Origin of the sequence: Rhizobium sullae, from assembly GCF_900169785.1 — a bacterium.
GTDB classification, from domain to species: domain Bacteria; phylum Pseudomonadota; class Alphaproteobacteria; order Rhizobiales; family Rhizobiaceae; genus Rhizobium; species Rhizobium sullae.
In genome coordinates, this window is the sequence record NZ_FWER01000021.1 from 19,804 (window position 1) to 44,532 (window position 24,729).

Annotated in this window: 25 protein-coding genes, 1 tRNA gene and 1 pseudogene; 11 read left to right on the forward strand and 16 right to left on the reverse strand. The window is 59.8% G+C overall.

Going from position 1 to position 24,729, the window contains the following annotated elements; all coding sequences use genetic code 11:
- Window position 1: 1 nt before the first annotated feature.
- The 4 genes and pseudogenes from BN1800_RS19560 to BN1800_RS42530 form a co-directional block, all read right to left on the reverse strand.
- Window positions 2-430, reverse strand: coding sequence for a DUF1178 family protein (locus tag BN1800_RS19560; protein WP_027512300.1), 429 nt, complete (start codon window positions 428-430; stop codon window positions 2-4).
- Window positions 427-1,284, reverse strand: coding sequence for a carbon-nitrogen hydrolase family protein (locus BN1800_RS19565; protein ID WP_087000321.1), 858 nt, complete (start codon window positions 1,282-1,284; stop codon window positions 427-429). Before BN1800_RS19565 ends, BN1800_RS19560 begins: the two co-directional genes overlap by 4 nt.
- The gene (gene grxC / locus BN1800_RS19570; RefSeq protein WP_087000323.1) at window positions 1,281-1,553 is read right to left on the reverse strand and encodes a glutaredoxin 3; all 273 of its coding nucleotides are present in this window, start codon (window positions 1,551-1,553) and stop codon (window positions 1,281-1,283) included. The genes BN1800_RS19565 and grxC overlap by 4 nt, the downstream gene beginning before the upstream one ends.
- 34 nt (window positions 1,554-1,587) lie before the next feature.
- A pseudogene (locus BN1800_RS42530) lies at window positions 1,588-1,812 on the reverse strand (ComF family protein); the annotation flags it as partial.
- Window positions 1,813-1,946: 134 nt separating this feature from the next.
- On the opposite strand from BN1800_RS42530, the gene BN1800_RS19580 reads away from it, so the two are divergent.
- Window positions 1,947-2,831 carry a methyltransferase domain-containing protein gene (locus BN1800_RS19580; RefSeq protein ID WP_087000408.1) on the forward strand — a complete coding sequence of 295 codons (885 nt, stop codon included), beginning with the start codon at window positions 1,947-1,949 and terminating at the stop codon, window positions 2,829-2,831.
- Window positions 2,832-2,858: 27 nt separating this feature from the next.
- On the opposite strand, the gene BN1800_RS19585 is transcribed toward BN1800_RS19580, so the two are convergent.
- From BN1800_RS19585 to BN1800_RS19610, 6 genes are all read right to left on the reverse strand, one after another.
- Window positions 2,859-3,026 (reverse strand): Flp family type IVb pilin, encoded by a 168-nt coding sequence (locus BN1800_RS19585; RefSeq protein ID WP_084606586.1) that lies wholly within the window; start codon window positions 3,024-3,026, stop codon window positions 2,859-2,861.
- A 37-nt stretch (window positions 3,027-3,063) separates the two neighbouring features.
- Entirely contained in the window at window positions 3,064-3,381 is a 318-nt protein-coding gene (locus BN1800_RS19590) for a hypothetical protein (protein ID WP_087000325.1), read from the reverse strand.
- A 124-nt stretch (window positions 3,382-3,505) separates the two neighbouring features.
- Complete coding sequence (gene mutT, locus BN1800_RS19595; RefSeq protein ID WP_027512306.1) at window positions 3,506-3,919, reverse strand: 8-oxo-dGTP diphosphatase MutT; 414 nt, start codon at window positions 3,917-3,919, stop codon at window positions 3,506-3,508.
- A complete protein-coding gene (locus BN1800_RS19600) occupies window positions 3,916-4,737 on the reverse strand; it encodes a GNAT family N-acetyltransferase (protein WP_087000327.1) in 822 nt (273 codons plus the stop codon). The genes mutT and BN1800_RS19600 overlap by 4 nt, the downstream gene beginning before the upstream one ends.
- A complete protein-coding gene (argJ, locus tag BN1800_RS19605; RefSeq protein WP_027512308.1) occupies window positions 4,706-5,947 on the reverse strand; it encodes a bifunctional glutamate N-acetyltransferase/amino-acid acetyltransferase ArgJ in 1,242 nt (413 codons plus the stop codon). Before argJ ends, BN1800_RS19600 begins: the two co-directional genes overlap by 32 nt.
- A gap of 115 nt (window positions 5,948-6,062) precedes the next feature.
- A complete protein-coding gene (locus BN1800_RS19610) occupies window positions 6,063-6,938 on the reverse strand; it encodes a peptidylprolyl isomerase (protein ID WP_087000329.1) in 876 nt (291 codons plus the stop codon).
- 248 nt (window positions 6,939-7,186) lie between these two features.
- Here BN1800_RS19610 and secA point away from each other — a divergent pair, with 248 nt between their 5' ends.
- From secA to BN1800_RS19625, 3 genes are all read left to right on the forward strand, one after another.
- Entirely contained in the window at window positions 7,187-9,901 is a 2,715-nt protein-coding gene (secA, locus tag BN1800_RS19615; protein WP_087000331.1) for a preprotein translocase subunit SecA, read from the forward strand.
- A gap of 163 nt (window positions 9,902-10,064) precedes the next feature.
- Window positions 10,065-11,477, forward strand: coding sequence for a lipopolysaccharide biosynthesis protein (locus BN1800_RS19620; RefSeq protein WP_087000333.1), 1,413 nt, complete (start codon window positions 10,065-10,067; stop codon window positions 11,475-11,477).
- A complete protein-coding gene (locus BN1800_RS19625) occupies window positions 11,477-12,754 on the forward strand; it encodes a GNAT family N-acetyltransferase (protein WP_087000336.1) in 1,278 nt (425 codons plus the stop codon). Before BN1800_RS19620 ends, BN1800_RS19625 begins: the two co-directional genes overlap by 1 nt.
- On the opposite strand, the gene BN1800_RS19630 is transcribed toward BN1800_RS19625, so the two are convergent.
- Window positions 12,738-14,378 (reverse strand): AMP-binding protein, encoded by a 1,641-nt coding sequence (locus BN1800_RS19630; protein WP_087000338.1) that lies wholly within the window; start codon window positions 14,376-14,378, stop codon window positions 12,738-12,740. The two genes, BN1800_RS19625 and BN1800_RS19630, sit on opposite strands and share 17 nt — an antisense overlap.
- A gap of 207 nt (window positions 14,379-14,585) precedes the next feature.
- Between BN1800_RS19630 and BN1800_RS19635 the strand changes: the two genes are divergently transcribed.
- The gene (locus tag BN1800_RS19635; protein WP_087000340.1) at window positions 14,586-15,566 is read left to right on the forward strand and encodes an aldo/keto reductase; all 981 of its coding nucleotides are present in this window, start codon (window positions 14,586-14,588) and stop codon (window positions 15,564-15,566) included.
- Between the two features lie 24 nt (window positions 15,567-15,590).
- Here the strand turns inward: BN1800_RS19635 and BN1800_RS19640 are convergent, their stop codons facing one another.
- The gene (locus BN1800_RS19640) at window positions 15,591-16,175 is read right to left on the reverse strand and encodes a TetR/AcrR family transcriptional regulator (RefSeq protein ID WP_027512315.1); all 585 of its coding nucleotides are present in this window, start codon (window positions 16,173-16,175) and stop codon (window positions 15,591-15,593) included.
- A 115-nt stretch (window positions 16,176-16,290) separates the two neighbouring features.
- Here BN1800_RS19640 and BN1800_RS19645 point away from each other — a divergent pair, with 115 nt between their 5' ends.
- A complete protein-coding gene (locus BN1800_RS19645) occupies window positions 16,291-17,586 on the forward strand; it encodes an MFS transporter (RefSeq protein WP_027512316.1) in 1,296 nt (431 codons plus the stop codon).
- A 117-nt stretch (window positions 17,587-17,703) separates the two neighbouring features.
- Window positions 17,704-17,788 (forward strand) — tRNA-Leu (locus tag BN1800_RS19650).
- A 204-nt stretch (window positions 17,789-17,992) separates the two neighbouring features.
- Here the strand turns inward: BN1800_RS19650 and BN1800_RS19655 are convergent.
- Entirely contained in the window at window positions 17,993-18,199 is a 207-nt protein-coding gene (locus BN1800_RS19655) for a hypothetical protein (RefSeq protein ID WP_027512317.1), read from the reverse strand.
- 207 nt (window positions 18,200-18,406) lie between these two features.
- Here BN1800_RS19655 and BN1800_RS19660 point away from each other — a divergent pair, with 207 nt between their 5' ends.
- From BN1800_RS19660 to BN1800_RS19670, 3 genes are all read left to right on the forward strand, one after another.
- Complete coding sequence (locus BN1800_RS19660) at window positions 18,407-20,173, forward strand: cation:proton antiporter domain-containing protein (RefSeq protein WP_087000410.1); 1,767 nt, start codon at window positions 18,407-18,409, stop codon at window positions 20,171-20,173.
- Between the two features lie 264 nt (window positions 20,174-20,437).
- A complete protein-coding gene (locus BN1800_RS19665) occupies window positions 20,438-21,028 on the forward strand; it encodes a YqaA family protein (protein ID WP_027512319.1) in 591 nt (196 codons plus the stop codon).
- 22 nt (window positions 21,029-21,050) lie between these two features.
- Window positions 21,051-21,566, forward strand: coding sequence for a disulfide bond formation protein B (locus BN1800_RS19670; protein ID WP_027512320.1), 516 nt, complete (start codon window positions 21,051-21,053; stop codon window positions 21,564-21,566).
- Between the two features lie 18 nt (window positions 21,567-21,584).
- Here BN1800_RS19670 and BN1800_RS19675 read toward each other — a convergent pair whose 3' ends face one another.
- Together BN1800_RS19675 and BN1800_RS19680 are read right to left on the reverse strand one after the other, a co-directional pair.
- Window positions 21,585-22,142, reverse strand: coding sequence for an HNH endonuclease (locus BN1800_RS19675; RefSeq protein ID WP_027512321.1), 558 nt, complete (start codon window positions 22,140-22,142; stop codon window positions 21,585-21,587).
- A 111-nt stretch (window positions 22,143-22,253) separates the two neighbouring features.
- A complete protein-coding gene (locus BN1800_RS19680) occupies window positions 22,254-22,940 on the reverse strand; it encodes a DNA-3-methyladenine glycosylase family protein (protein ID WP_087000342.1) in 687 nt (228 codons plus the stop codon).
- Between BN1800_RS19680 and gluQRS the strand changes: the two genes are divergently transcribed.
- Entirely contained in the window at window positions 22,939-23,820 is an 882-nt protein-coding gene (gene gluQRS / locus BN1800_RS19685) for a tRNA glutamyl-Q(34) synthetase GluQRS (RefSeq protein ID WP_087000344.1), read from the forward strand. The two genes, BN1800_RS19680 and gluQRS, sit on opposite strands and share 2 nt — an antisense overlap.
- Here the strand turns inward: gluQRS and BN1800_RS19690 are convergent.
- Window positions 23,782-24,699, reverse strand: coding sequence for a YihY/virulence factor BrkB family protein (locus BN1800_RS19690; RefSeq protein ID WP_087000346.1), 918 nt, complete (start codon window positions 24,697-24,699; stop codon window positions 23,782-23,784). The genes gluQRS and BN1800_RS19690 overlap by 39 nt on opposite strands.
- Between the last annotated feature and the right edge of the window lie 30 nt (window positions 24,700-24,729).

The following is a 24,729-nucleotide window of genomic DNA, read 5'->3' on the forward strand; positions in this document are numbered from 1 at the left end:
ATCAGTTCACATCTTCCGGCAGGACCGGAAGCGCGGCAATTTCGATGCCTTCCTCAAGCAGTGCCTGGGCCTCGTCGATCGTGGCTTGTCCCATGATGCCGCGAGCATCCGCCTCGCCGTAGTGAATCTTGCGGGCTTCTTCGGGAAACTGCGCGCCGACATCTTCGGCGTTCGCCTTGATGTGAGCGACGGCCGCCTTCAGCTTTTCGAAGGCCTCGCGCCGCGCCGTATCCATAGCCAGCGTCTTCATCTCGTCCTTCTTGCGGGCGGTCGAGACGGACGGCGCCATCAGTGTTTTCGAGATGGACGTGGAATTGCAGACCGGACAAGTGAGGTAACCGGACGCAACCTGCCGGTCGAAATCGGCACTTCCGGAAAACCAGGCTTCGAATTCGTGGGCATTCTCGCAACTGAGGGAATAACGGATCAAGCGGCGACGCCTCCTGCGACAGCCCCCGAGATTTTTTCGATCGAGAATTCGCGCCCGTTTTTCAGATTCGGAATCTTGTCATGCGCGGCCTTGACCGCCGTTCGATCGATATCCGCCACAATCACCACCTCGCCCGTACCGCCGGCCGACGCCAGCACCTTACCCCAGGGATCGATGATCATCGAATGGCCGTATGTCTCGCGGCCGTCCTCATGGACTCCAGCCTGGGCCGCGGCAATGACGAAGACCCCGTTTTCGATGGCGCGGGCGCGAAGCAGGATTTCCCAATGCGCCTCACCCGTCTGCCTCGTGAACGCGGCAGGCACAGTCATGACTTCCGCCCCTGCAATCGCCTGGGCGCGGAAAAGCGCAGGAAACCGGACATCGTAGCATATCGTAAAGCCCATTTCCGCGAAGGGCAGCGACAGGACGCGCGCCTCCGAACCCGGACGATAGGCAGCACTTTCCCGCCAGCTTTCACCGTGATCGAGATCGACATCGAACATGTGGATCTTGTCGTAGCGATTCAGAATTTTGCCATCTGGGCCGAAGAGAAAGCCGCGATTGGCGATCTTGCCGTCATCGAGGGCGATCGCCGTCGAGCCGACATGCAAGTAGATGCCAAGTTCAGCAGCAAGCGCGGATGCCGTCCTGACGATAATATCGTCGGTCTCGTCGCGCAGCACCGCTTTCGCGGCAATCTTGTCGCGCTGCAGCATGCCGGTCATTTCCGGCGTCTGCACATAGATCGCGCCTTGGGCTGCTGCTTCACGCACCAAGTGCATCATAGAGGCGGCATTCCTTGCCGGATCGACACCGGAACACATCTGAACGGCAGCGGCCTTGAACGTCATCGGTCCCCCCTTTGGGCTACCAGCATGGGATCGAGCCTGCCGGCCCCTTCCAGTGCATAAAGATCATCGCATCCGCCGACATGCTGCGCGCCAACGAAGATCTGCGGGAAGGTCGTCCTGCCGTTTGACTTGCCAACCATCTCTTGGCGGAGGTCTGGCGAAAAGGTCGCGTCGTGTTCGACATAATCGATCCCCTTCTCTTCGAGGAGGGACTTGGCGCGGGTGCAATAGCCGCAGAACTGCCGCGTATAGATGGTGACGGGTGCCATATATGGTCTCCAAATGGATGCCAGTTTTCCTTTGTCATATAGGTTCTGCGAAAGCGCTTGCAAAGGTTAAAACCGTGATGCCCACGGCGCCCGCCCGCCCGCCGAAGCGTGCGGGTTGCCGCACGGAGGTTAGCACCGCTCGTATCGACGTCGTCTATAAGACGATGCCCTTGCCGAAAACACCGTTTTTCCGGCCCTTGGCGATCGCGAACGCACCGCGCACATTGTCCTCGCACGCCTTTGCGCCGAGCCCAACCTGTGCGTGGGGCGATTGACCCCAGCAGGCCCCCGGCCGCTTGAAATTGATGAGCCCCATTGGCGAAGACTAGCGCTTTCCGCAAGAAAGGAAAATCCGCCTTGCCGCCCTTCGCTCGCAGGATTATGGACATCCGTATGGATATAATCTTCGACCGGACCGCGATCGCCGCAAACCGCCGTCGCGCGCTGAAAAACGCGGATCCGAAAGCTGCCTTCCTTCTGGATATTGCTGCCGCGGAACTTGCCGACCGGCTGGCCGTCGTCGAACGCCATTTCGACACCGCCGTGGAGCTGCATGGGATGACAGGAGCAGCGGCGCGGGCAGCAATTGCAACGGGTAAGATCGGTGCGATGACCCGGGTCGAGGCAGAGCAGGTATTTGCCGCGCCTAACGACGTGCTGGTCACGGCGCCGCTTGAGGAAGTGCCGATCGAACCGCAATCAGCCAATCTCATTCTTGCGCCGCTCTGTTTGCATCTCACCAACGACACGCCCGGCGTCTTCATCCAGATACGCCGCGCCCTCAGGCCCGACGGCCTGTTTCTTGCGGCAATCCCAGGAGCCGGTACTCTTCAGGAGCTTCGGGACGTTCTGCTTGCAACGGAAGCGGAGATGACCGGCGGCGCCAGCCCACGCGTGATCCCGTTCGCCGACGTCCGCGACGTCGGCGGCCTCCTCCAGCGCGCCGGCTTCGCGCTGCCGGTAATCGACGCCGAGGTCTATACGGTCCGCTACGACTCCATCTTCCCGTTGATGAAAGACCTGCGCGCTATGGGCATGGCCAATCCCCTCGCGGCCCGCAGCCGCAAGCCGCCCACCCGCGCATTCTTCCTCCGCGCGGCGGAAATCTATGCCGAGCGCTATTCCGATCCAGACGGGCGTATCAGAGCGATGTTCTCGATCATTTATGTTTCAGGATGGGCGCCGCATGAAAGCCAGCAGAAGCCGTTGCAGCCAGGCTCGGCGAAAGCGCGGCTTGCCGATGCTTTGCGCGTGGAAGAGCACAAGCTGAAACAGTGAATGGAAGTAGAGCTTCCAGTTCGGCGCTTAGTCACTATCGAGATTGTTGCTCACGGTATTGAAAGTGTCTTGCAGGCTGTTGCCGAAGGTCGTCAGCCCACCGATAAGGGCCACTGAAATCAGGGCGGCCAGGAGACCGTATTCGACGGCGGTCGCGCCACGGGCATCTGCAAGGAAAGCTTTCAGAATGCGCATGACAAACCTTTCGCGATGCGGCGGAGACCTAATTTCTTCAGCAACCGGCTCCTGAACCGTACCCTTGCACGACGCAAACCGAGCCGGGCGTCTCCTGCAGGACGCTACGTCGGATCGTGTAGCGCTTGCCGTTTTCCGTGCCCGGGATCGATCCGGTCGTGATCGTATCGAACTCAGCCGGAACACTGGCGAAAACGCTCGACTTGGACTTGTCGGCGAGCATCGGCGTGAGGATGAGCGTCAGGGCAACGACGGCAGTGCCGAAAAGCAAAGCGAGATTGAGCGCGCCCGTCCTGCGCGAAGCATTCGAGCTCTGTTCTTTCTCCCGGACAGCTTTCCAGAAATCGTCGTCCATGCGTCAAGCCTTTTACAAATACGCCAGTTGCTTGATTGAGGCCGATCTTAGGCAGAAGGTGATAAACGATCGATTAATAACCCTGGCCGAAAACGGCACTTTGCCGCAAGAAAGCGATAATTCGCTAAAGCAGATCCTGAAGCATCGGGATCAGCGGCTCGTCGGCGGGCGGCATCGGGTAATCCCTGAGAGCCATAGGTTTTACCCATTTCAAAGCCTGGCCTTCCTTGCCATGCGGAATACCCTCATAGCGGCGGCAGACATAAAGTGGCATCAGGAGGTGAAATGTGTCGTAGCTGTGGCTGGCAAATGTCAATGGTGCGAGACAAGCGATCTTGGTCCGGATATCGAGTTCTTCCTCAAGTTCGCGCACCAGAGTTTCCTCCGGCGTTTCCCCCAGTTCGACCTTGCCGCCAGGAAATTCCCACAGGCCGGCAAGCGACTTTCCCTCCGGACGCTGTGCCAGAAGAATACGGCCGTCGGAATCGATCAGCGCGCATGCGGCAACCAACAGAATCTTCTTGCCGGTTTCGTTCATTGCGCCTGTTCCTGGCGCCAGTAGCAATAGCGATAAGCTTCACGGAAACCGAGACGATCATAGAGCGCCAGAGCCGGTTCGTTCGCGGCCTTGACCTGCAACCAGGCCGAGCGGGCGCTGCGCATGCGCGCCCAGCGAAGGGCAGACGTCAGAATTTCAAGGCCGAGACCCTCGCGCCGCCGCTCCTTAGCCACTGAGAGCGACATAATGCCGGCAAGATCGTTGTCTTGAACGCAAAGCACACTTGCAAGCGGACCGGTTTCCGGATCCTCGATCATGAAGAGACCGCACGGCGGTCCTATCGCGTTGATGATTTCCGCAAGCGCGGGCTTCAGCTTCGGGGAGACCTGATCCGTCGAGAGATTGGCATCGACGAAGCGACCGATGTCATGTGTCGGCAGGTGATCGAGTGTGTCCGGTAGTTCGGCATGCGTCAGGTCGCAGGTCATGACGATTGTCTCATCGAAATGCGTCCACTGCCGCTCCTTGACGAGATCGATCAGAACCGGCGACGCAAGCGGCGTTTGGCGAAGAACGGCCGGACGGCCGTAAGCCTCGAACCTGCGGCTCGCCTTCTCCAGCCGGACTTCGACGTCGCGATGGTCGGAAGGGTCGAGCGGCACGATGGAATTCAACCGGTTCGACGGATGGCCGGCCGTCAGCCTCACCTGCCAGCTGCCGTCATATTGCACGGAGGAAGCCGGCCACGCCCGGAAGCCGACGGCTTCGAGCCTTCGTACCAGTGGCAGATTTGCCTTTTGGGACAACGTTTCTGTCAATGAACGATCAGCTCCGGTAGTCGCCGTTGATCGCCACATACTCCTTTGTGAGGTCGCAGGTCCAGACCGTAGCGGTACCCGCGCCGAGCCCGATATCGACTTTGACAGGAATATCCTGCTTCTTCATCACATTCGAGGCGGCTTCCTCCGAGTAATCGGGGTCGCGCTCACCGTTAACGGCAACACGGACATCGCCGAACCAGATGGCAAGCCGATCGCGATCGGCCATCTCGCCGGCCTTGCCGACGGCCATGACGATACGGCCCCAATTGGCGTCTTCGCCGGCGGCAGCCGTCTTCACCAGGGGCGAATTGGCGATCGAAAGGGCAATGCGCTTGGCCGCCGCGTCGCTCTCGGCACCGGTCACAGTGATTTCCAGCATCTTGGTGGCGCCTTCGCCATCGCGGCAGACTTGCAGCGACAAATCCTTCAGCACTTCATTGAGCGCTGCGCGGAAGGCGGCAAGGCGCGGATCGTCGGCACGCTCGATGCGGACCTGGCCGTCCTCGGCCGCGGCAGCCGTCGCAAACAGCATCAGCGTATCGGAAGTGGACGTATCACTATCCACCGTCATCGAATTGAAGGTCGGGCCGACGCCATTCGAAAGCAGGGACTGCAAAGCGGCAGGCGCGATGTCGGCATCGGTAACGACGAAAGAAAGCATGGTCGCCATGTCGGGTGCGATCATCCCGGCGCCCTTGGCAATGCCGTTAATCGTCACCTTTACACCGGCGATTTCGGCACTGCGGGTCGAAACCTTCGGATAGGTGTCCGTGGTCATGATCGCTTTGGCGGCTTCGAACCAGATATCGCTGGCCGCCTCCGCATGCATTCGATCGAGAACGCCTGCGAATTTCGTTGCATCCAGTGGCTCCCCGATCACGCCGGTCGAGGCCAGATAGACTTCGTTCTCGGCGCAGCCGACGGCTGTGGCAGCCGACTTCGCCGTCAATGCGGTTGCCTGGCGTCCCTTCAGACCGGTGAAGGCATTGGCGTTGCCGGAATTGACAACGACGGCTCGCGCCACGCCATGCGGCAGATTGGCACGGCAGAAATCGACCGGCGCCGACGGGCACTTCGATCGCGTGAAGACCCCGGCAACGGCCGCCGGCTTGTCGAAGACCATCATCAGCACGTCCGTCCGGTTCTTATACTTGATGCCTGCAGAAGCGGTCGCCATGCGCAAACCGCGCAGCGCGGGCATCGTGGCAAAGGTTTTCGGAGCGAGCGGAGAAACAGAACCGGACATAATGATCGACCTGGCTTTGGGCATTTCCAGGCGAAGTGGAAACCGGTTCGCCGTCCGGAAATGCAAAAACAGAGGATAGTGAAGGGCCCCGGCAGAACCGGGCCCTTGATGGAATTTACTGCTGCGGCTGCGTTGTTGGCGCCTGCTGCTTGTTCGCGTCGTCGTAGCCCTTGCGGAGCGTTTCGTCCATGATATCGACCTTGGACGTTTCCTTCGCTTTGGCGAGGAGCGCAAGATACTTGTCACGCATGACGAGCTGACGAACCTGGTCCTTGACCTGATCGAACGGCGGCGGCGGAGCGTCGCGCTTGTCTTCAACCTTGATGACGTGGAAGCCGAAATCGGTCTTCACCGGCGTCTTGGAATAGGTGCCCTTTTCGAGAGAGAAGGCTGCATCCTCGAATTCCTTGACCATGCGGCCCTTGGTAAAATAGCCGAGATCGCCGCCGTCAGCCTTATTCGGGTCGGTGGACTTTTCCTTCGCAAGGCTTGCGAAGTCCTTGCCGCCATCGAGCTGCTTGATGACGTCCTTGGCCTCGTCCTCCGTCTTCACGAGGATGTGGCGGGCGTGAACTTCTTCCTGCTTCGGAAGGGCTGCGACTTCCTTGTCATAGCGCGCCTTCACTTCATCGTCGGTAACGGTATCGACGACATGTTTCTTGAAATAGGCATTATGCAGTTCCCGATCCGAGAGATACTGTACGCGCTTCTTGAATTCGCTGGTCTGATCGAGCTTCTCGGCGGAGGCATCGGCGGCGAGCAGCTTGACGTCAATCGCAGCCGAAAGCGCAGCAACCTTCTTCTGATCGTCCGGAAGCTGTGCGAGCTGGGGATCGAGGTTGGCGACGGCTAGATCGAGTTCCGACTGATGGATCTCAAGATCGCCGACCTTAGCAACGACGGCATCCGGCTTGTCTTCCGCATAGACCGGCGCCTGGAGCGCAACAAAAGTTGCAAGCGCCATCACGGCGAGTTTGTTGTAGCTCAACATCAAATAACCTTTCAGAGTTACACCACCGGCTTCAGCATTCGTGAATCCAGCCCAAAACAGCCATCAACACTGGAATGTGGCCTTTCTATATCAGCCAAATCCGTTGACATCATTCGACCCCCCTCTTATCTGTCACGCAACCTCGCGTCCAGAAAAGTTTCCTGGCGTTTTCGACACGTGTGCCTGATTTTCGGCTGGGTGTGCGTGTAAGAAAAGCCAGAGATGAATATTGAGAAAGGACCAGTCATATGGTCAGCTTCGGCGGTCTCGCCCGCAAAATATTTGGCTCTGCCAACGACCGCCGCGTGCGGTCGTTCCAGCCGAACGTCGCCGCCATCAACTCGATTGAAGAGAAGACGAAGGCCTTGAGCGACGAGCAGCTCGCCGCCCAGACGGTCGAGTTCCGCAAGATGCTGGCGGACGGCAAGACGCTTGACGACATCCTCGTTCCGGCATTCGCCGTCGTGCGCGAAGCTTCGCGCCGCGTCCTCGGCCTGCGGCCTTTTGACGTGCAGCTTGTCGGCGGCATGATCCTGCATTCCAACGCCATCGCCGAAATGAAGACCGGCGAAGGTAAGACGCTGGTTGCGACGCTGCCGGTTTACCTGAATGCGCTTTCCGGCAAGGGTGTCCACGTCGTCACCGTCAACGACTACCTCGCGCGCCGCGACGCGGCCAACATGGGTCGCATCTATAACTTCCTCGGGCTTACCACGGGCGTCATCGTTCATGGTCTGTCGGACGAGGAGCGCGCTGCCGCCTACAAATGCGACATCACCTACGCGACCAACAACGAACTCGGCTTCGATTATCTTCGCGACAACATGAAGTACGAGAAGGGCCAGATGGTTCAGCGCGGCCATAACTTCGCCATCGTCGACGAAGTGGACTCGATCCTGGTCGACGAAGCGCGCACGCCGCTTATCATCTCCGGTCCGCTCGACGACCGCTCCGATCTCTACAATACGATCGACGCCTTTATTCCGCTCTTGTCGGAAGAAGATTACGAAATCGACGAGAAGCAACGTTCGGCGAACTTTTCCGAAGTTGGTACTGAAAAGCTCGAAGGTCTGCTGAAGGCGGCGGACCTCCTGAAAGGCAGCGCGCTCTACGACATAGAAAACGTTGCGATCGTTCACCACGTCAACAATGCGCTGAAGGCTCACAAGCTCTTCCAGCGTGACAAGGACTACATCGTCCGCAACGATGAAATCGTCATCATCGACGAATTCACCGGCCGCATGATGCCGGGCCGCCGCTATTCGGAAGGGCAGCATCAGGCGCTGGAAGCCAAGGAAAAGGTACAGATCCAGCCGGAAAACCAAACGCTGGCGCAGATCACCTTCCAGAACTATTTCCGCATGTACGACAAGCTCGCCGGCATGACTGGTACGGCGCAGACGGAAGCGGAAGAATTCGCCAACATCTACGGCCTCGACGTCGTCGAAGTGCCGACGAACCTGCCGATCCAGCGTCTCGACGAAGACGACGAGGTCTACCGGACCTTTGAGGAAAAATACAAAGCGATCATCGCCGAGATAGCGGACGCCCAGAAGCGCGGCCAGCCGGTGCTTGTCGGCACAACCTCCATCGAAAAATCCGAACTTCTGGCTGAACTGATGCGCAAGCAGGGTTTCAAGGACTTCCAGGTCCTGAACGCCCGCTATCACGAGCAGGAAGCCTATATCGTTGCGCAGGCCGGCGTACCGGGCGCGGTCACGATCGCAACCAACATGGCGGGCCGCGGCACCGACATCCAGCTCGGCGGCAACCTCGACATGCGCATCGAGCGCGAGCTTGGCGAAGTCGAGCCCGGTCCGGAGCGCGACGCCAAGATTTCGGCGATCACCGCGGAGATCCAGAAGCTCAAGGAGCAGGCGATCACTGCCGGCGGTCTCTACGTCATCGCGACGGAGCGCCATGAAAGCCGCCGCATCGACAATCAGCTCCGTGGCCGTTCCGGCCGTCAGGGTGACCCGGGCCGCTCCAAGTTCTACCTGTCGCTTCAGGACGACCTGATGCGCATCTTCGGCTCCGACCGCATGGACGGCATGCTGCAGAAGCTCGGTCTCAAGGAAGGCGAGGCAATCGTTCATCCGTGGATCAACAAGGCTCTGGAGCGCGCCCAGAAGAAGGTCGAGGCCCGCAACTTCGATATCCGCAAGAACCTGCTGAAGTATGACGACGTTCTGAACGATCAGCGCAAGGTGATCTTCGAGCAGCGCCTTGAACTGATGGAGGCTTCGAACATCTCCGAGACCGTTTCCGACATGCGCCGCGAGGTCATCGAAGACCTCGTTGAGAAGCACATTCCCGAGCGTGCCTATGCCGAGCAGTGGGATGCTGCCGGACTGAGGGAGCAGGTCGCCGCGCTTCTCAACCTCGATCTGCCAATCGAGGATTGGGTGAAGGAAGAAGGCATTGCCGAGGACGACATTCGCGAGCGCCTGACCGAAGCTGCCAACGCCGCCTTCACCGAAAAGGCAGAGCGCTTCGGCCCGGATATCATGCATTATGTCGAGCGTTCGATCGTGATGCAGACGCTGGACCATCTCTGGCGCGAGCATATCGTCAACCTTGATCACCTGCGTTCCGTCATCGGCTTCCGCGGCTATGCCCAGCGCGATCCGCTGCAGGAATACAAGTCCGAAGCCTTCGAGCTCTTCCAGACGCTGCTGAACAGCCTGCGCCAGGCAGTGACCGCGCAGATGATGCGCGTCGAACTGGTCCAGCAGGCGCCCGCCGAGCCGGAACTGCCGGTCATGCACGCCCAGCACCTGGACCCCGACACGGGCGAGAACGATTTCGGGCCGGTCTATCAGGCATCCGAAGTGACCGTCTCTCCGGAAAATCGGGATCCGAACAACCCCTCCACCTGGGGCAAGGTCGGCCGCAACGAGTCCTGCCCCTGCGGTTCGGGCAAGAAATTCAAGCATTGCCACGGTGCATTTGCCGAAGCCTGAGCAACAGCAGGAAGCTCAAGAAATGCCGCCTTCGGGCGGCATTTCTTTTGTGTGAATTGCGCTGGCGGTTAAGGATAATGTGCTCGCCACAACCGTTTCTTAACCCTGATCTGGCAAGACTTCCGATACGAATTGCCTGAGTTCAGAGTGTTGCGTGTTCGTAATGGCGGTCATTGAAACAGCGGAAAGACTGCTGCCTGCGGGCCTGCGTCCGGCGGGGGGCCGACTGCTTCGCATGCTTGCCGCAGTTCTGACCGGACACGGCGACAAGGCAACCGCACAGCGCATGGCGCTCACCGCCTTTTCGATTCGCATCCTGAGCGCCGCCCTCGCCTTCATTTCCCAGATCATTCTCGCGCGCCTCATGGGCGAATATGAATACGGGATCTTCGTGTTTGTCTGGGTTCTGATCGTCCTGTTCGGCGATCTCTCGTGTCTCGGCTTTCACACGGCGATCGTTCGTTTCCTGCCGCAATACAAGGCTGTGGGTGCCTTTGAGGAAATTCGTGGCCTGACGGGAACGGCCCGCGTCTTCGCCATGCTTTCCGGAACGCTGGTGATGGCTGCCGGTATGGCAGGACTGCATTTCCTGGGTGATAGGATCGAGCCCTACTATCTCGTTCCCGTCTTCCTCGGCCTTCTCGCCATGCCGATGATCGCGCTCGGCGACATTCTGGAAGGCACCTCGCGCGCCAATCACTGGCCCGTCATGGCGCTAAGCCCGGTCTACATCATCCGGCCTGTGCTCATCATTCTCTTCATGCTGATGGCGATTGGCGCCGGTGCGGAGCATTCCGCCGTCACCGCCATGAAGGCCGCGCTGGCCGCAGCCTATGTCACCACCCTCGGCCAATATATCGCGACTCTTTTCCGCCTGCGCCGCCACTATAGCGAAGGACCGCGCAAGGTCGATTTCCTCAATTGGCTGAACATCGCCTTCCCGATTTTCCTGGTCGAAGGCGTGAGCTTCCTCTTGACCAACTCGGACGTCCTTGTCGTCGGCATCTTCCTCGAGCCGCACGACGTGGCGATCTATTTTGCCGCGGCAAAAACGATAGCGCTGGTGCATTTCATCATGTTCTCGGTAAAGGCTGCCTCCGGTCCGCGCTTTTCCAGCATTATCGCAGCCGGCACCCGCGAGCAGCTTGCCGCAGCGGCGATAGACGCTGCGCGGTGGACCTTCTGGCCGGCACTCGCCATCGGGCTTGCAGTCGTGGCATTCGGCCACCTTCTGCTGTCGCTTTTCGGCGGCGCCTTTACCGCAGGTTATGTCCTGATGGCGATCCTGCTTGCGGGCATCCTGGCCAAAGCCCTCGTCGGCCCGGCCGAAACGCTGCTGATGATGGCCGGAAAGCAAAACCTCTGTGTTGCCCTCTATGTCGCCGCGCTCACGGCAAACGTCTCCTTGAACATCGCCCTGATCCCGCACCTTGGCACCATCGGCACCGCTATTGCGACGGCATCGGCAATGGGTGTGGAAGCGATCCTGCTGCACATCGCCGTGCGCCGGGCGCTCGGCATTGTCCTTTTTGCGTTCAGCCACCCGCCGGCAACAATAGAAACGAGAGTCCGATAATGGTGCGTGTCCCCCCCGTCACCGAAAGCACAGATACCAATGCCAACCGCATGGTTCACGAGCTTGCCTCGATACGCTTCGACCTGCCGCAGGCCGAAGCGCGCATTGAGATCGGGCGCCCGGGCCGCGAGCTCTGCCTCTATCCCGGCAAACTCGGCTATGAATTGCAGGACGAATTGGATTTCCTTTCGAACCGCGCGATGGAGCCGAATGTTTTCTTCACCGGCCGCTTCCTCGCGCCCGCCATGCCGCGGCTTGAAGACCGGCAGGTGAATTTCGCGCTGATCCGCGACGAGAACGGCCAACGCAGCCGCTTGCGCTTCCTGATGCCGTTCTCCGTCGAAAGACCCGGCTTTGCCGTCGGCCCCTCGATCATCCGCGCATGGTCGAACAGCTTCGCACCGCTCGGCACTCCCCTGGTCGACGCAGAAGATGCAGCCGAGACGCTGGACAACCTTTTTGAGGGCTTGACGGCGCACGATCTGAACCTTCCTGCAACGCTGGTGCTGCCGGATATTCGCCTGAACGGCATCTTTGCCCGCGTGGCAAAGGCCGTCGCGCTGAGCCGCAACCTGCCGGTCACGGTCACCAATCCGTTCCAGCGGCCGATGCTGAAAAGCGAGGAAGACGCCATGGGCTATCTTGGTCATACCATCTCTTCCTCGCATATGAGAGAAATGCGCCGTCAGTGGCGGCAGCTGGAAGAGCTAGGCACTGCCGTTTATGTCGTTGCGCGGCAGCCCCGCGATGTTCATGCGCGGTTCGAGGAATTCCTGACAATGGAAGCCGGCGGCTGGAAAGGCAAGAAGCGTAGTGCGCTGGCGACCGACCGCTACCACACTGCCTTCGCCCGAGAAGCCGTCTCGAACCTCGCGGCGATCGACGCTGTGCGTATTCACACAATCGACCTGAACGGCAAGGCAATCGCGGCAACAGTCGTGCTGATGATGGGCGGCGAGGCCTACACCTGGAAGACAGCCTACGACGAGGCCTATGCCCGCTATTCACCGGGCAAGCTGCTGATGGCCGAACTGACGGAATGGCATCTCGACGATGCGAATATCGTGCGTTCCGATTCCTGCGCGGTGCCGGATCATCCGATCATGAGCCGTTTCTGGCAGGAGCGCGAGGAAATGGGAACGCTGGTGATCGGCCTGACGCAGAACGGCGACCGCGATGTCCGGCAGGCTGCCGCTCAGTTGCACATGTATCGCAGCACCCGCAATATGGCAAAGATGCTGCGCGAGAAGATCATATCGCTCACACGGCGCGGTTAGGCCCCTCGCCGGCCGCCTTTTCGCGCAGAAGTCTGCGGATGACCTTGCCTGTCGTCGTCAGCGGAAGTGCATCCACGAATTCCACCTCTCGCGGATATTCATGCATCGAAAGCCGCATCTTCACCCAGTCGCGGATTTCAGCGCCAAGCGCATCGCTGGGCGTGTGGTCAGGCGAAAGCACGATATAAGCTTTGACGATCTCAGTACGCACCGGGTCCGGCTTGCCAACGACGGCGGCAAGCTGCACGGCCGGGTGGCCGGATAGACAGTCCTCGATTTCTGCGGGACCGATGCGATAGCCTGACGAGGTGATGACGTCATCGTCCCGGCCCTCGAATGTGACGTAACCCTCTTCATTCTGGTGAGCGAGATCCCCGGTCAGCATCCAGCCTTTGATGAACTTCTTCCTGGTTGCCTCCTCGTCGTTCCAATAACCGAGGAACATCACCGGATCGGGCGCCTTGATAGCAATCTGGCCTGACTCGCCGGCGGGCAACTCATCACCATTCTCGCCGATGATCGCGACCTGATGACCGGGAACCGCACGGCCGATCGCGCCGGCTTTCGTGACACCGTAGCCTGCACTCGAGGAGAGCACGAAATTGCACTCCGTCTGGCCATAGAATTCGTTGACGGAGATGCCGAGCGTCTGACGCGCCCATTCATAGGTTTCTCGGCCGAGCGATTCACCAGCGGAGCCGATTGTCCGCAGATTGAGATCGAATTTCGCACGGGGATCACTGATCGATTTCAGCAGACGCAGCGCTGTCGGCGGAATGAAGGCATTCCGCACCTTCATCTCGGCCATGATGCGATAGGCCATATCGGCGTCGAATTTCTGCGCCGGAGAGGAAACGACAGGAACGCCAAGCAGGAGGCTTGGCAGCAGCGCATTCAGCAGCCCGCCCGCCCAGGCCCAGTCGGACGGCGTCCAGACCTTGTCGCCGGGCTGCGGAAAACCTTCATGCGCAAATTGCATTCCGGGGATGTGGCCCGCCAGAACGCGATGGCCATGCAACGCGCCCTTCGGCGGCCCCGTCGTGCCTGATGTGAAGATCATCAACGCCGGATCGTCCGGGCTGGTCTTAGCAACGTCGAAAATCGGCGGATGCGCCTCGGCGAGTGCTCCGAAAGCAAGCGCTTCGCCGCCATCGATGCTGATGACCGTCCTAAGTTCCGGCAGGTTTTCGCGAATCTGGTTCACACGCTCGAGGCCGAAGGAGTTGGTGACGATCACGGCGGCGCCTGACGTTCTCAGTCGGTATTCCAGCGCTTCGACGCCGAAGAGCAGCGCGAGCGGCAGCACAATCGCGCCCATCTTGTAGATCGCCACATGGGCGATCACCGTCTCGAAACATTGCGGCAGAAGCAGCGCCACGCGATCGCCACGGCGAATGCTAAGCGACGTTAATGCACTGGCAAAAGACGACGAGCGCTCCGCCAGCGCACCGTAGGTCATCGACAGATGGCGGCCATCCGGGCTGAAATGTTCAAGACAGATGCGTTCCGGCGCCTGCGCCGCCCATTCGTCGCTTACGGCACGCCCGATATTGAAATCTTCCGAAATCTCCCACGCAAAATCGCGATAAAGATCGTCATAGCGATCGCAGGCAGGCAGTCTCATGCTCGAAATCCAATGAGTGCTGCACCAGCTAACACTTTGCAGCGATCAAGCGCAAGATCGCCGAATCGCGTGCTTCAAAGCTCCAGGTCATGACCGCGCCGATCTCCCTAAAATATACCTGTCCGGGATCGCTGACATTCTCACCGATTGCGCCCTACATCATCCCGAGGCGTCTCGGGGCTTGAGATTCATTCACGGAGTCATTTCATGGACTATGTCAAATTCGGAGGCACTGGCTTCGAAGTTTCGAAGATTTGTCTCGGTTGCATGACCTTCGGCGATCCGGGCCGCGGCAACCACGTCTGGACGCTCGGCGAGGAGGAAAGCCGCACGATCATCAAGCAAGCGCTCGATCTCGGGATCAATTTCCTGGATACGGCGAATACCTATTCCGACGGCTCGTCGGAGGAAATCGTCGGGCGGGCAATCAAGGATTTCGCGAAGCGGGAGGATATCGTGCTCGCGACCAAGGTCTTCAACCGCATGCGCCCCGGCCCGAACGGCGCCGGCCTTTCTCGTAAGGCAATCTTCGACGAGATCGACAACAGCCTGCGCCGGCTCGGCACGGATTATGTCGACCTCTTCCAGATCCACCGCTTCGATTACACGACACCAATCGAGGAAACGCTGGAGGCGTTGCACGATGTCGTGAAGGCCGGCAAGGCACGCTATATCGGCGCCTCCTCCATGTATTCCTGGCAGTTCGCGAAGATGGTCTATACATCGCGGCTGAACGGCTGGACGCAATTCGTCAGCATGCAGGATCACCTAAATCTTCTCTATCGCGAGGAAGAACGCGAGATGCTGCCTTTCTGCGAGGATCAGAAGATTGCCGTCATCCCTTGGAGTCCGCTTGCCCGCGGCCGTCTGGCGCGCGACTGGGACGAGAAGACCGCCCGCACGGAAACGGATGAATTCGGCAAGACGCTCTATCGGCAGGCCGAAGATGCCGACCGCAAAATCATCGAGACAGTCGGACGGCTCGCGAAAGCGCATGGAGTCTCTCGTGCCCAGATCACCACCGCTTGGATCTTGCAGAAGAGCGCAGTGACCGCACCGATCATCGGCGCATCAAAGCCGCATCATCTCTCGGACGCTGTTCGCGCATTGACTGTCAAGCTCAGCGCCGAGGACGTCGCCGCTCTCGAAGAACCGTATGTGCCGCATCACGTGGAAGGCTTCAAATAACGCAGATAAGCTTAACCGCGTCGCTTAGGCATCGACGGATTTTGCCGGTGCCAACTTCTCCCGCATCGTCGACAGGAACTGGCCCGCCAGTTCGCGATTTTCAACCGCGCGCGCCAGGCTGACGGCCCCCATCATGGACGAGAGCGTCGTAAAGCCGTTCTCGCGGCGCTCTTCCGGTGTGTCGCCCTGAACGATCTCGGCCAGGATATCGACAAGTGTGGAAAGTCCATCATTGAATGTCTCCCGCACGGCACCGCTGCTGCGGCTCACCTCTTCCATCAGCGCCACGAAGACGCAACTCGAGCCTGGATTGTCGACGGATAACCAGGAAACATAGTGGTCGAGGAGGGCTTCCAGGGGGCGATCAGGCGCACCTGCAATCAGAGCCTTCCACCGCGCTTCCACCTTGGCGATCAGGGCGCGACTGACCTCCAGCTGCAGATCTTCCTTTGATTGGAAGTGACCATAAAAGCCGCCATGCGTCAGTCCGCAGGCTTTCATGATATCGGCAACGCCGACGCCATCAAACCCATTTTCGCGGAACATCACGCCCGCGACCTCCAGGATCTTCTGGCGATTTTCTGCAAATTTTTCGCGGCTGACGCGCATGAGCCGGCTCCGGAAAATAGTCTCTTGACAAATTATATGATGCCCATCATCAATATGCAAGAAATATGATGGCCATCATCTAAATCTGATGTATCCAACGAATGGAAGTTGCCCCATGGTTTCTACTGCGCTTGCCTCCACCCTTGCACGCCGCAACATCCACTACGGATGGATCGTCGTCGGGGCGACCTTCCTGACCATGCTGGTCACAGCCGGCGCCATGGGCGCGCCCGGCGTACTTATCAAGCCGCTTCAGGACGAGTTCGGCTGGGAAACCTCGCAGATTTCCTCTGCGCTTGCGATTCGTCTGCTCCTCTTTGGGCTGATGGGTCCCTTCGCAGCAGCCTTCATGAACTATTTCGGCGTGCGCAAGGTCATCGTCTTCGCACTTGCCCTGATCGGCGCGGGCTTCGTCGGCTCACTCTTCATGACATCGCTCTGGCAGCTTCTGCTGCTCTGGGGCATCGTCGTCGGTTTCGGCACCGGCCTGACGGCCATGGTGCTGGCGGCAACCATATCTGCCCGCTGGTTCACGAAACATCGCGGTCTTGTCGTCGGGATGCTTTCGGCAAGCTCGGCCACCGGCCAACTCGTCTTCCTCCCGCTGATGGCGGAGCTGACGGAACGCTATGGCTGGCGCTCCACGGTCTTCTTCGTCTGCGCCATGATCATGGTTGCCGCACTTGCCGTGCTTGCCTTCATGCGCGACCGGCCCTCGGACGTGAACCTGCCCTCGCTCGGCGAGACGCATGTCACGTCACCGCCGGCACGCGGCACGCTGATCGGCGCCCTGAAAATGCCGGTCACGGTCTTGAAAGACATCTCCGGCACTTCGACCTTCTGGATCCTGTTCGCCACCTTTTTCATCTGCGGCCTCAGCACCAACGGCCTGATCCAGACCCATTTCGTCACGCTTTGCGGCGACTTCGGCATCTTGCCGGTCGCGGCGGCTAGTGTGCTGGCCGTCATGGGCATCTTCGATTTCTTCGGCACGATCGGTTCAGGCTGGCTGTCGGACCGCTTTGACAACCGCTGGCTGCTCTTCTGGTATTACGGTCTGCGCGGCCTCTCGCTGCTCTTCCTGCCCTTCAGTGATTTCAGCTTCTACGGTCTTTCGATCTTCGCGGTCTTCTACGGCCTCGACTGGATCGCCACTGTTCCGCCGACCGTCAAAATAGCGGCCGACCGATTCGGCCGGGAAAAGGCCGGCATGGTCTTCGGCTGGGTCTTTGCTGGTCATCAACTGGGCGCTGCAACCGCTGCTTACGGTGCCGGCCTTTCGCGTACCGAGCTCTCGAGCTACCTGCCGGCCTTCTTCGTTGCCGGCGCCTTCTGCCTGCTCGCCTCGATCCTCGCCATCACGTTGAAGAAGTCCGGCCTGACCGAACGGGCACCGGCCGCCGCTGAATGATCGCAGAAGGCTTGAATGTCGCGTCGGAAGCCGTATCAATTCAGCCAGATAAGCCCGCCCGCCGTCTTGCGCGGTCGGGCGATCGCATGTTAGACACCCGGCTCGTCGGTATCCGTTGCCCCATTGGCGGAATTGGTAGACGCGCTCGACTCAAAATCGAGTTTCGAAAGAAGTGCTGGTTCGACTCCGGCATGGGGCACCACCGACAAAGAGCGGCTTTGCTTCTACTTGATAAATCTGCCATTTGTCCCAGCCAGTGACAGAGCGGCAAGCGTCACGGCGCTCTAGCAGGATTGCTTTCGTCGTCAGTTACGACTACATCCAGTGCTTATCGCGCTGAATGCGTAGTTAACGCGGCGGTGCTTGCAAAAAGAGCTGCAAGAAGTGCGGGACCACGCAACGACTCCTACTGGATCAGCTGAATCCTGATCTCCTCCTTTGCAGCAAAGGATCGGCATTCGTCCAGGTCGTCGCCGACGAAGATCACGTCGCCTTCGGAATCGAACAGACCCCAGCAGGCTTCGTCCTCAAGAAATACCTCACGGACGTATCCGAATTCGACAGCGCCGAAAGACCCTTTGAACGCGACATCAACAGCTTCTATTTCTCGCATGGAAATCTCCAATGAGACAGCGTCTTCTGTTTTAGTGTCCGCTTATATTGATCTCCGAAGCTGACGCCAAACTGGTGTCGCCGCGAGAACACCTCAGTATCGCTGGAGCTCGGTATTTGCCGGTGACACGAGAGCTCAAATCAAGCATTTAATTTCCCTCACACTTCGGTCAAAGTGGCAGCCGCCAACGAACATCAAGGGACGGATGTGCATCAGGAAGTAACGCTTATTGCCACAGTCGCCGTCAGCTTCGTCTTTGCGGCGGTGCTGGGATATGTGGCCGACAGGCTGCGACTGCCGCCGCTGGTCGGCTATCTCGTCGCAGGCATACTCATGGGACCGTTCACGCCCGGCTTCGTGGCCGACACGGGGCTTGCCGGCCAGTTGGCGGAGATGGGCGTCATCCTGCTGATGTTCGGCGTCGGGCTCCATTTTTCCGCCGCTGACCTGCTTGCAGTGCGCGGTATCGCCGTGCCGGGTGCGATCATCCGGATCGTCATTGCTACGCTGCTCGGTATCGGACTCGCCCAATGGTGGGGCTGGGGACTCGGCGCCGGGATCGTCTTCGGCCTCAGCCTGTCGGTGGCGAGCACCGTTGTGCTGCTGAAGGTTCTGGAGGAGCGAAACCTCCTGAATTCCGCCAGCGGCCGCGTCGCAGTCGGCTGGCTGATCGTCGAAGATCTGGCGATGGTCCTGGCGCTGGTGCTGCTGCCTGCCCTTGCCGAATTGCTCGGCGGCCACGCCGCCAGCGACGCTGCACACGGCGCTGGGCTGCCGCTTTCGTTGGCGATCGCGCTGACTTTGTTGAAGGTCGGCGCTTTTGCGGTCATGGCGATCTTTGTCGGCCCGAAGATCGTTCCCTGGCTCCTGACGCTCGTCGCCCGAACCGGCTCGCGCGAACTCTTCACCCTGACGGTCCTCGCCATCGCGCTTGGCATCGCCTTCGGCTCTGCCGAAATCTTCGGCGTCTCGTTCGCCCTCGGCGCTTTCTTCGCGGGCGTCGTGATGAGCGAGTCCAATCTCAGTCACCGGGCGGCGGCCGATTCTCTGCCGCTTCAGAACGCCTTTTCGGTCTTGTTCTTCGTGTCGGTCGGCATGCTGTTCGATCCATCGATTCTGATACGCCAGCCGATGGTCGTCATCAGCGCGCTGGCGTTGATCATCGTCGGCAAGGCAATCATCTCCTTTGCGATTGTCACGCTGCTTCGCTATCCGATCGGAATGGCGCTGACCGTCTCAGGCGGATTGGCGCAGATCGGCGAATTCTCCTTCATTCTTGCCGGTCTCGGCGTTTCCCTCGGATTGTTGCCGAACGACGGACAGGATGTCATCCTCGCCTCCGCGATCATTTCGATCACGCTCAATCCGCTCGTCTGCGCCGGCGCCGAAGCACTGCACACCTATGTGCACGGCAGATGGCCGGTGCTCAGCAATCGTTACGGGCGGCGCCGGCATGAGCTACTCAGCCGCGAGCTTGAAAAGATCAGGGCGCTCAACGAAGCGCGGGAGCGCCAGCATCAGCTGGAGATTCAGCAACTGATTGAGACTTTTCCGCTTTTCGCCAAGGTTGATGAGCACTCGCAGGAAGAACTGCTCCTCCTCTTCCGCCCCAAATCGGCGCTGCCCGGTGAACGCGTCATGCGCAAGGGCGACCGCGGCGACGGCATGTATTTTCTCTCGTCCGGGGCCGTGGAGGTCCGTCTTCCCGGCGGCGCCGTCCGTCTCGAACCTGGTGCATTTTTCGGTGAAATGGCGCTCCTGAGCGGCGGGAGGCGGACGGCCGATGTTATTGCCATCGATTTTTGCCAGTTCCTGGTACTGGAACGCCGGGACTTCAACATGTTCACGGCCCGCCACCCTGCTTTGAGATCTGCCGTCAGCGACATGGCACGGGAGCGCACGGAGATGAACGCGCTGAACGCGAAGCGCGAGGCGCAGGCCGAACAACGTGAGCCTTCGACCGAAGGCCAATAAGCTTCCGCGTTAAAAATCGTCGGGGATCGGATCGGCCGGAAGCGGCAAAGTCGCGCTGCATCTTCAGGTGCCTGAAAGCGTGGTAGAGCAGCACCATGGCTTGCAGCGGTTTTTCCGATTCGCAATCTCCCGAAGACTTGGGAGCACAGCCGCTATACGGATCACGAAAATTTTCGTGGCACGCTGGCATCATTGCCACACTAGGCATTTACAGCGCCGGACTGCCCCCCTAAAGCTTTTGCACCGCAGCACGAAAGGAATGGAATGCTCCGCAGACTATACGACTGGACCATGTCTCTTGCGGCCCGCAGATCGGCCGAAGTCTGGCTCGCCGTTATCGCCTTCGTCGAAAGCTCCGTCTTTCTCGTCCCGGCCGACGTCCTTTTTCTGCCCATGGCGCTCGCCAAGCCGGAGCGCTCATATCGATATGCGATCGTTGCTACAGTCGCCTCGGTTCTCGGTGGGATCGCCGGCTGGGCGCTTGGCTTCTATGCCTACGAGACCGTGGCGCGGCCGGTGCTGGAATTTTACGGGAAGCTTGATGCCTTCGAGCAGATGAAATCCTATGTCACCTACGAAACGATCCTGCTTTTGTTGGTGACGTCGGGACTGGCGCACCTGCCGCCGATTAAGATCGTGACGATCCTGTCCGGCGTGATCCACGTCAATATATGGCTGTTCATAGTCTCGGCCATCGTCGCCCGCGGTGCGCGCTTCCTATTCCTGGCCTGGCTGCTTCGCCGCTACGGCGAGCCGATCCGCCATTTCATCGAAAAGCGCCTGGGACATATCGTCAGCATCGGTGCAGTGGTCGCCATCGTGCTTTATATTGTCTATCGCTACCTTGCCCACTGAGCCAACCTCGCGGAGTTCCGCCATGACTGCCATCGCCTCGCCCCTTTCCCGCCCGGTCGTTTTCTATTCGCTGCTCCTGGCGCTCGGCATGTCAGCGGTCGTCGGCACCGCGCTAGGCTTCCAATATATCGGCGGCTACATCCCCTGTGCGCTTTGCCTGCTGCAGCGCCAACCCTATTACTACGGCATTCCGATCGCGATACTCGGTGCGCTCGCGTCGCTCTTCGGTCTGCCGAACTGGGTCGCCCGCGCGCTGCTTTTGGCGGCGGGTATCCTAATGGTGGTCGGTGCCGGCATGGGGGTCTATCACGCCGGCGTCGAATGGCATTTCTGGGCGGGGCCTGCGACCTGCTCGACCAGTGCAAGCGGCATGACACAGAATGCCGGCGACCTGCTAACGGAACTCAACACAGTTACCGGCCCGTCCTGCACGGATGCAGCGCTGCGCGTGCTCGGTCTTTCCTTTGCCGGCTGGAATGTGATCACCAGCCTGATCCTTGCGGCCTTCGCGTTCATCGGCGTCCGCAAATCGGCATAAGCAAGGGAATAGCAGCGATCAGGGCTGCAGTTCGGTATCCCAGTACAGATAGTCGAGCCAGCTGTCGTGCAGATAGTTCGGCGGGAAAAGCCGGCCATTGTTGTGAAGATCCTGCACGGTCGGCTGATACGGCTTCTGCGAGGGGAACATGCCTGCCTGCTTCGGCAGCTTGCTGCCCTTCCTGAGATTGCAGGGAGAGCAGGCCGCCACGACATTTTGCCAGGTCGTCTCGCCACCATGGGCACGCGGGATGACGTGATCGAAGGTCAGATCGTCATGTTCGCCGCAATACTGACATTCGAACTTATCGCGGAGAAAGACATTGAACCGGGTGAAGGCCGGGTTCCGCGAAGGCTGAACGTAAGTCTTGAGGCAGACAACGCTTGGAAGCCGCATCGAGAAGCTCGGCGAGGAAACTGAGTGTTCGTATTCCGCGATGATATTCACGCGGTCAAGGAAAACCGCCTTGATCGCGTCCTGCCAGGACCAGAGCGACAAGGGATAATAACTCAAAGGCCGGTAGTCAGCGTTCAGGACGAGCGCCGGCAGGGCCTGGGGGGAGACTGCAATCGTCAAGGGACTCTCCTGAGCGATTCGGCATCTGCATCCTTATATTAGGCTGGTTGTGACAGCCTTGTGAAGTCCAATAAATTCAGTCAATAACGGCAATTCGATGAGCACAGCCCATCAGCCGACCGGCAGGAGCCCGCGACCGAGTTTCTGAGCGTAGTAAGCCCAGAAAAGCCTTGCTGCAACGGATCTCCAGGGAGACCAGGTCGTGGCAAGTGAGGCGAGCGCTTTCGCCTGCGGGCGCTGTGCGAGACCAAAGGCTGCAGCGACGGCGTTCTGCAATGCGACGTCTCCCGACGGGAAGACATCTGCATGCCCGCCGCAAAACATCAGATAGACTTCTGCCGTCCAGGGACCGACGCCCTTCAGCGCCGTCAACTCGGCAAGCGCCTCTGCCGGCGGCTTCGAGGAAAGAAGTGCGAGATCAAGGCGGCCGGATACGACTGCTTCGGCGATGCTCGAGAGCGTTGTCGCCTTGGCACGCGACAGACCGAATTCCCGCCAGGCATCCGGTCGCAGCGCGACATAGCTTTTTGCCGTCAGCAACCCTTCGGCAGGCGACATCCGTCGCCAGATGGCATCGGCGCTTGCACGCGAAACCATCTGCGAAACAATGATATGCGCAAGGCCTGCAAAACCCGGCTCATGAAGGCGCAGCGGAATCGGCCCCGCCTCCTCGGCAATACCGGCGAGCCGCGGGTCGAGGCGAAGCAGATGCTTTAGTCCCTCACGGATATCCTCGTCGCTTCGGATGATCTGCACGTTGCCTCGCGATAGTTTCGAATTCGTGGCAGAAGAAAGCATGGTCACGACTCAGCGTCAAAAGCCCGTTTTCCGTTTTGCGCCCAGCCCCAACGGCCCGCTGCATCTCGGCCACGCGCTTTCGGCCTTCCTCAATCAGGACATGGCCGTGGCCGCGGGCGGACGCCTGTTGCTGCGCATCGAAGACATCGATCTGACGCGTTGTACACCCGAATTCGAAGCGGGCATCTATGCCGACCTCGAATGGCTCGGGATCAGCTGGGAGAAACCCGTCCGGCGGCAATCCGACCATTTCGCGGAATATCATGCGGCGTTGCATGGTCTGATCAAACGTGGACTGGTCTATCCTTCGTTTTTGACACGCGGCCAGGTGAGAGCCAGAGTGTCCGCTTCCGAAGCCGGCGGCAGCCCCTGGCCGCGCGACCCGGACGGTTCGCCGCACTACCCAGCCGATGATCGCGACCGAAGTGAGGGCGAGCGGGGCAGGATGTTTGCCTCCGGACTGAAACACGCCTGGCGTCTGGATATGACGCGCGCACTGCAGGTTGCCGGCCATGTTTTATATTGGAGCGAGACCGGCGACGGCGAGACCGGGGAAATTGCGGCCGATCCATCGGTGTGGGGGGATGTTGTTCTTTCGCGCTCGGATGCGCCGTCGAGCTATCACCTCTCGGTTGTGATTGACGATGCGCTGCAGTGCGTCACGCATGTCGTGCGCGGGCTCGACCTCTTTCATGCAACATCGGTCCACCGGCTGCTGCAGGTATTGCTCGACCTGCCTCAGCCGATCTATCACCACCATCGGCTGGTGACGGATGCGAGCGGACGCAAACTCTCGAAAAGCAATGGCGATACCGGGCTTGCGGCGTTGCGGGGCAAAGGGCTATCGGCGGCCGACATCCGGCACCTTGTCGGTCTTTGAAGGCTTGCTGCCCTGCCCGCTCAGGAAATTGCGTGCGAAGATCGCACGCACCCGGAATTTCATCAGCGCCGCATTGATCTCTGCGCCGACGATGAAGATCACCCCCACCATGTAGAGGAAGATCAGCACGACCATCACAGATGCCAGACCCGCATAGGTCGCCGTATAGTTCGCGAAGGTGGCGAGGTAATAGGCGAAGATCAGCGCGCCAGCGAACCAGAGAAGCAGTGTCAGCAAGACCCCGGGAATGACGTCGTAAACCCGCCTGCGGCCGGCAGGCAGCCAGAGGTGAACGACAAGCAGGCCAACCGTCAGCACAAAGAGTGTTCCGTAGATTCGCCAGCTGAAAACAATCTCTAGCGTATCGGCAAAGAGCGGAAACCACTGCCGGGCATAATCGAGCGCGAACGGCACGGCGACGAGCAGGATGCTGATGGCGGCAAAAATGATCACGGCGATCAGCACGTAACCGAGGCTGGCAAGGCGCGTGATATACCAGGCTCGCGTCTCCTGCACGCGGTAGGCGCGGTTGAGCGATATGCGCAACGCCTCGACGCCGTTGGAGGCGAAGTAGGCCGCCGCCAGTACTGAGACCGTCAGCAACCCGCCGCGCGGGATGGTCAGAACCTGCAACACCTGATCGGCTATGGGCTTGGCAATCGCTTCAGGCCAAGTATCGAAAATAAGATGGACGGCCGTGGAGGAGAACTGGTCGGCGCCGAGGAAGTTTGCGAGCGTCGTGCCGAAGATCAAAAAGGGGAAAACCGCCAGCAAGATCGATAATGCGACGTGGCTCGCCATTGCGAAACCGTCATCCTCGATGAGGTGGCAGATCGCGTCATATGCCACATCATAGAGCGTCCGCACTATCTTCGGCATTCGATCCCCAGGCATTCTTCATTGTATCGT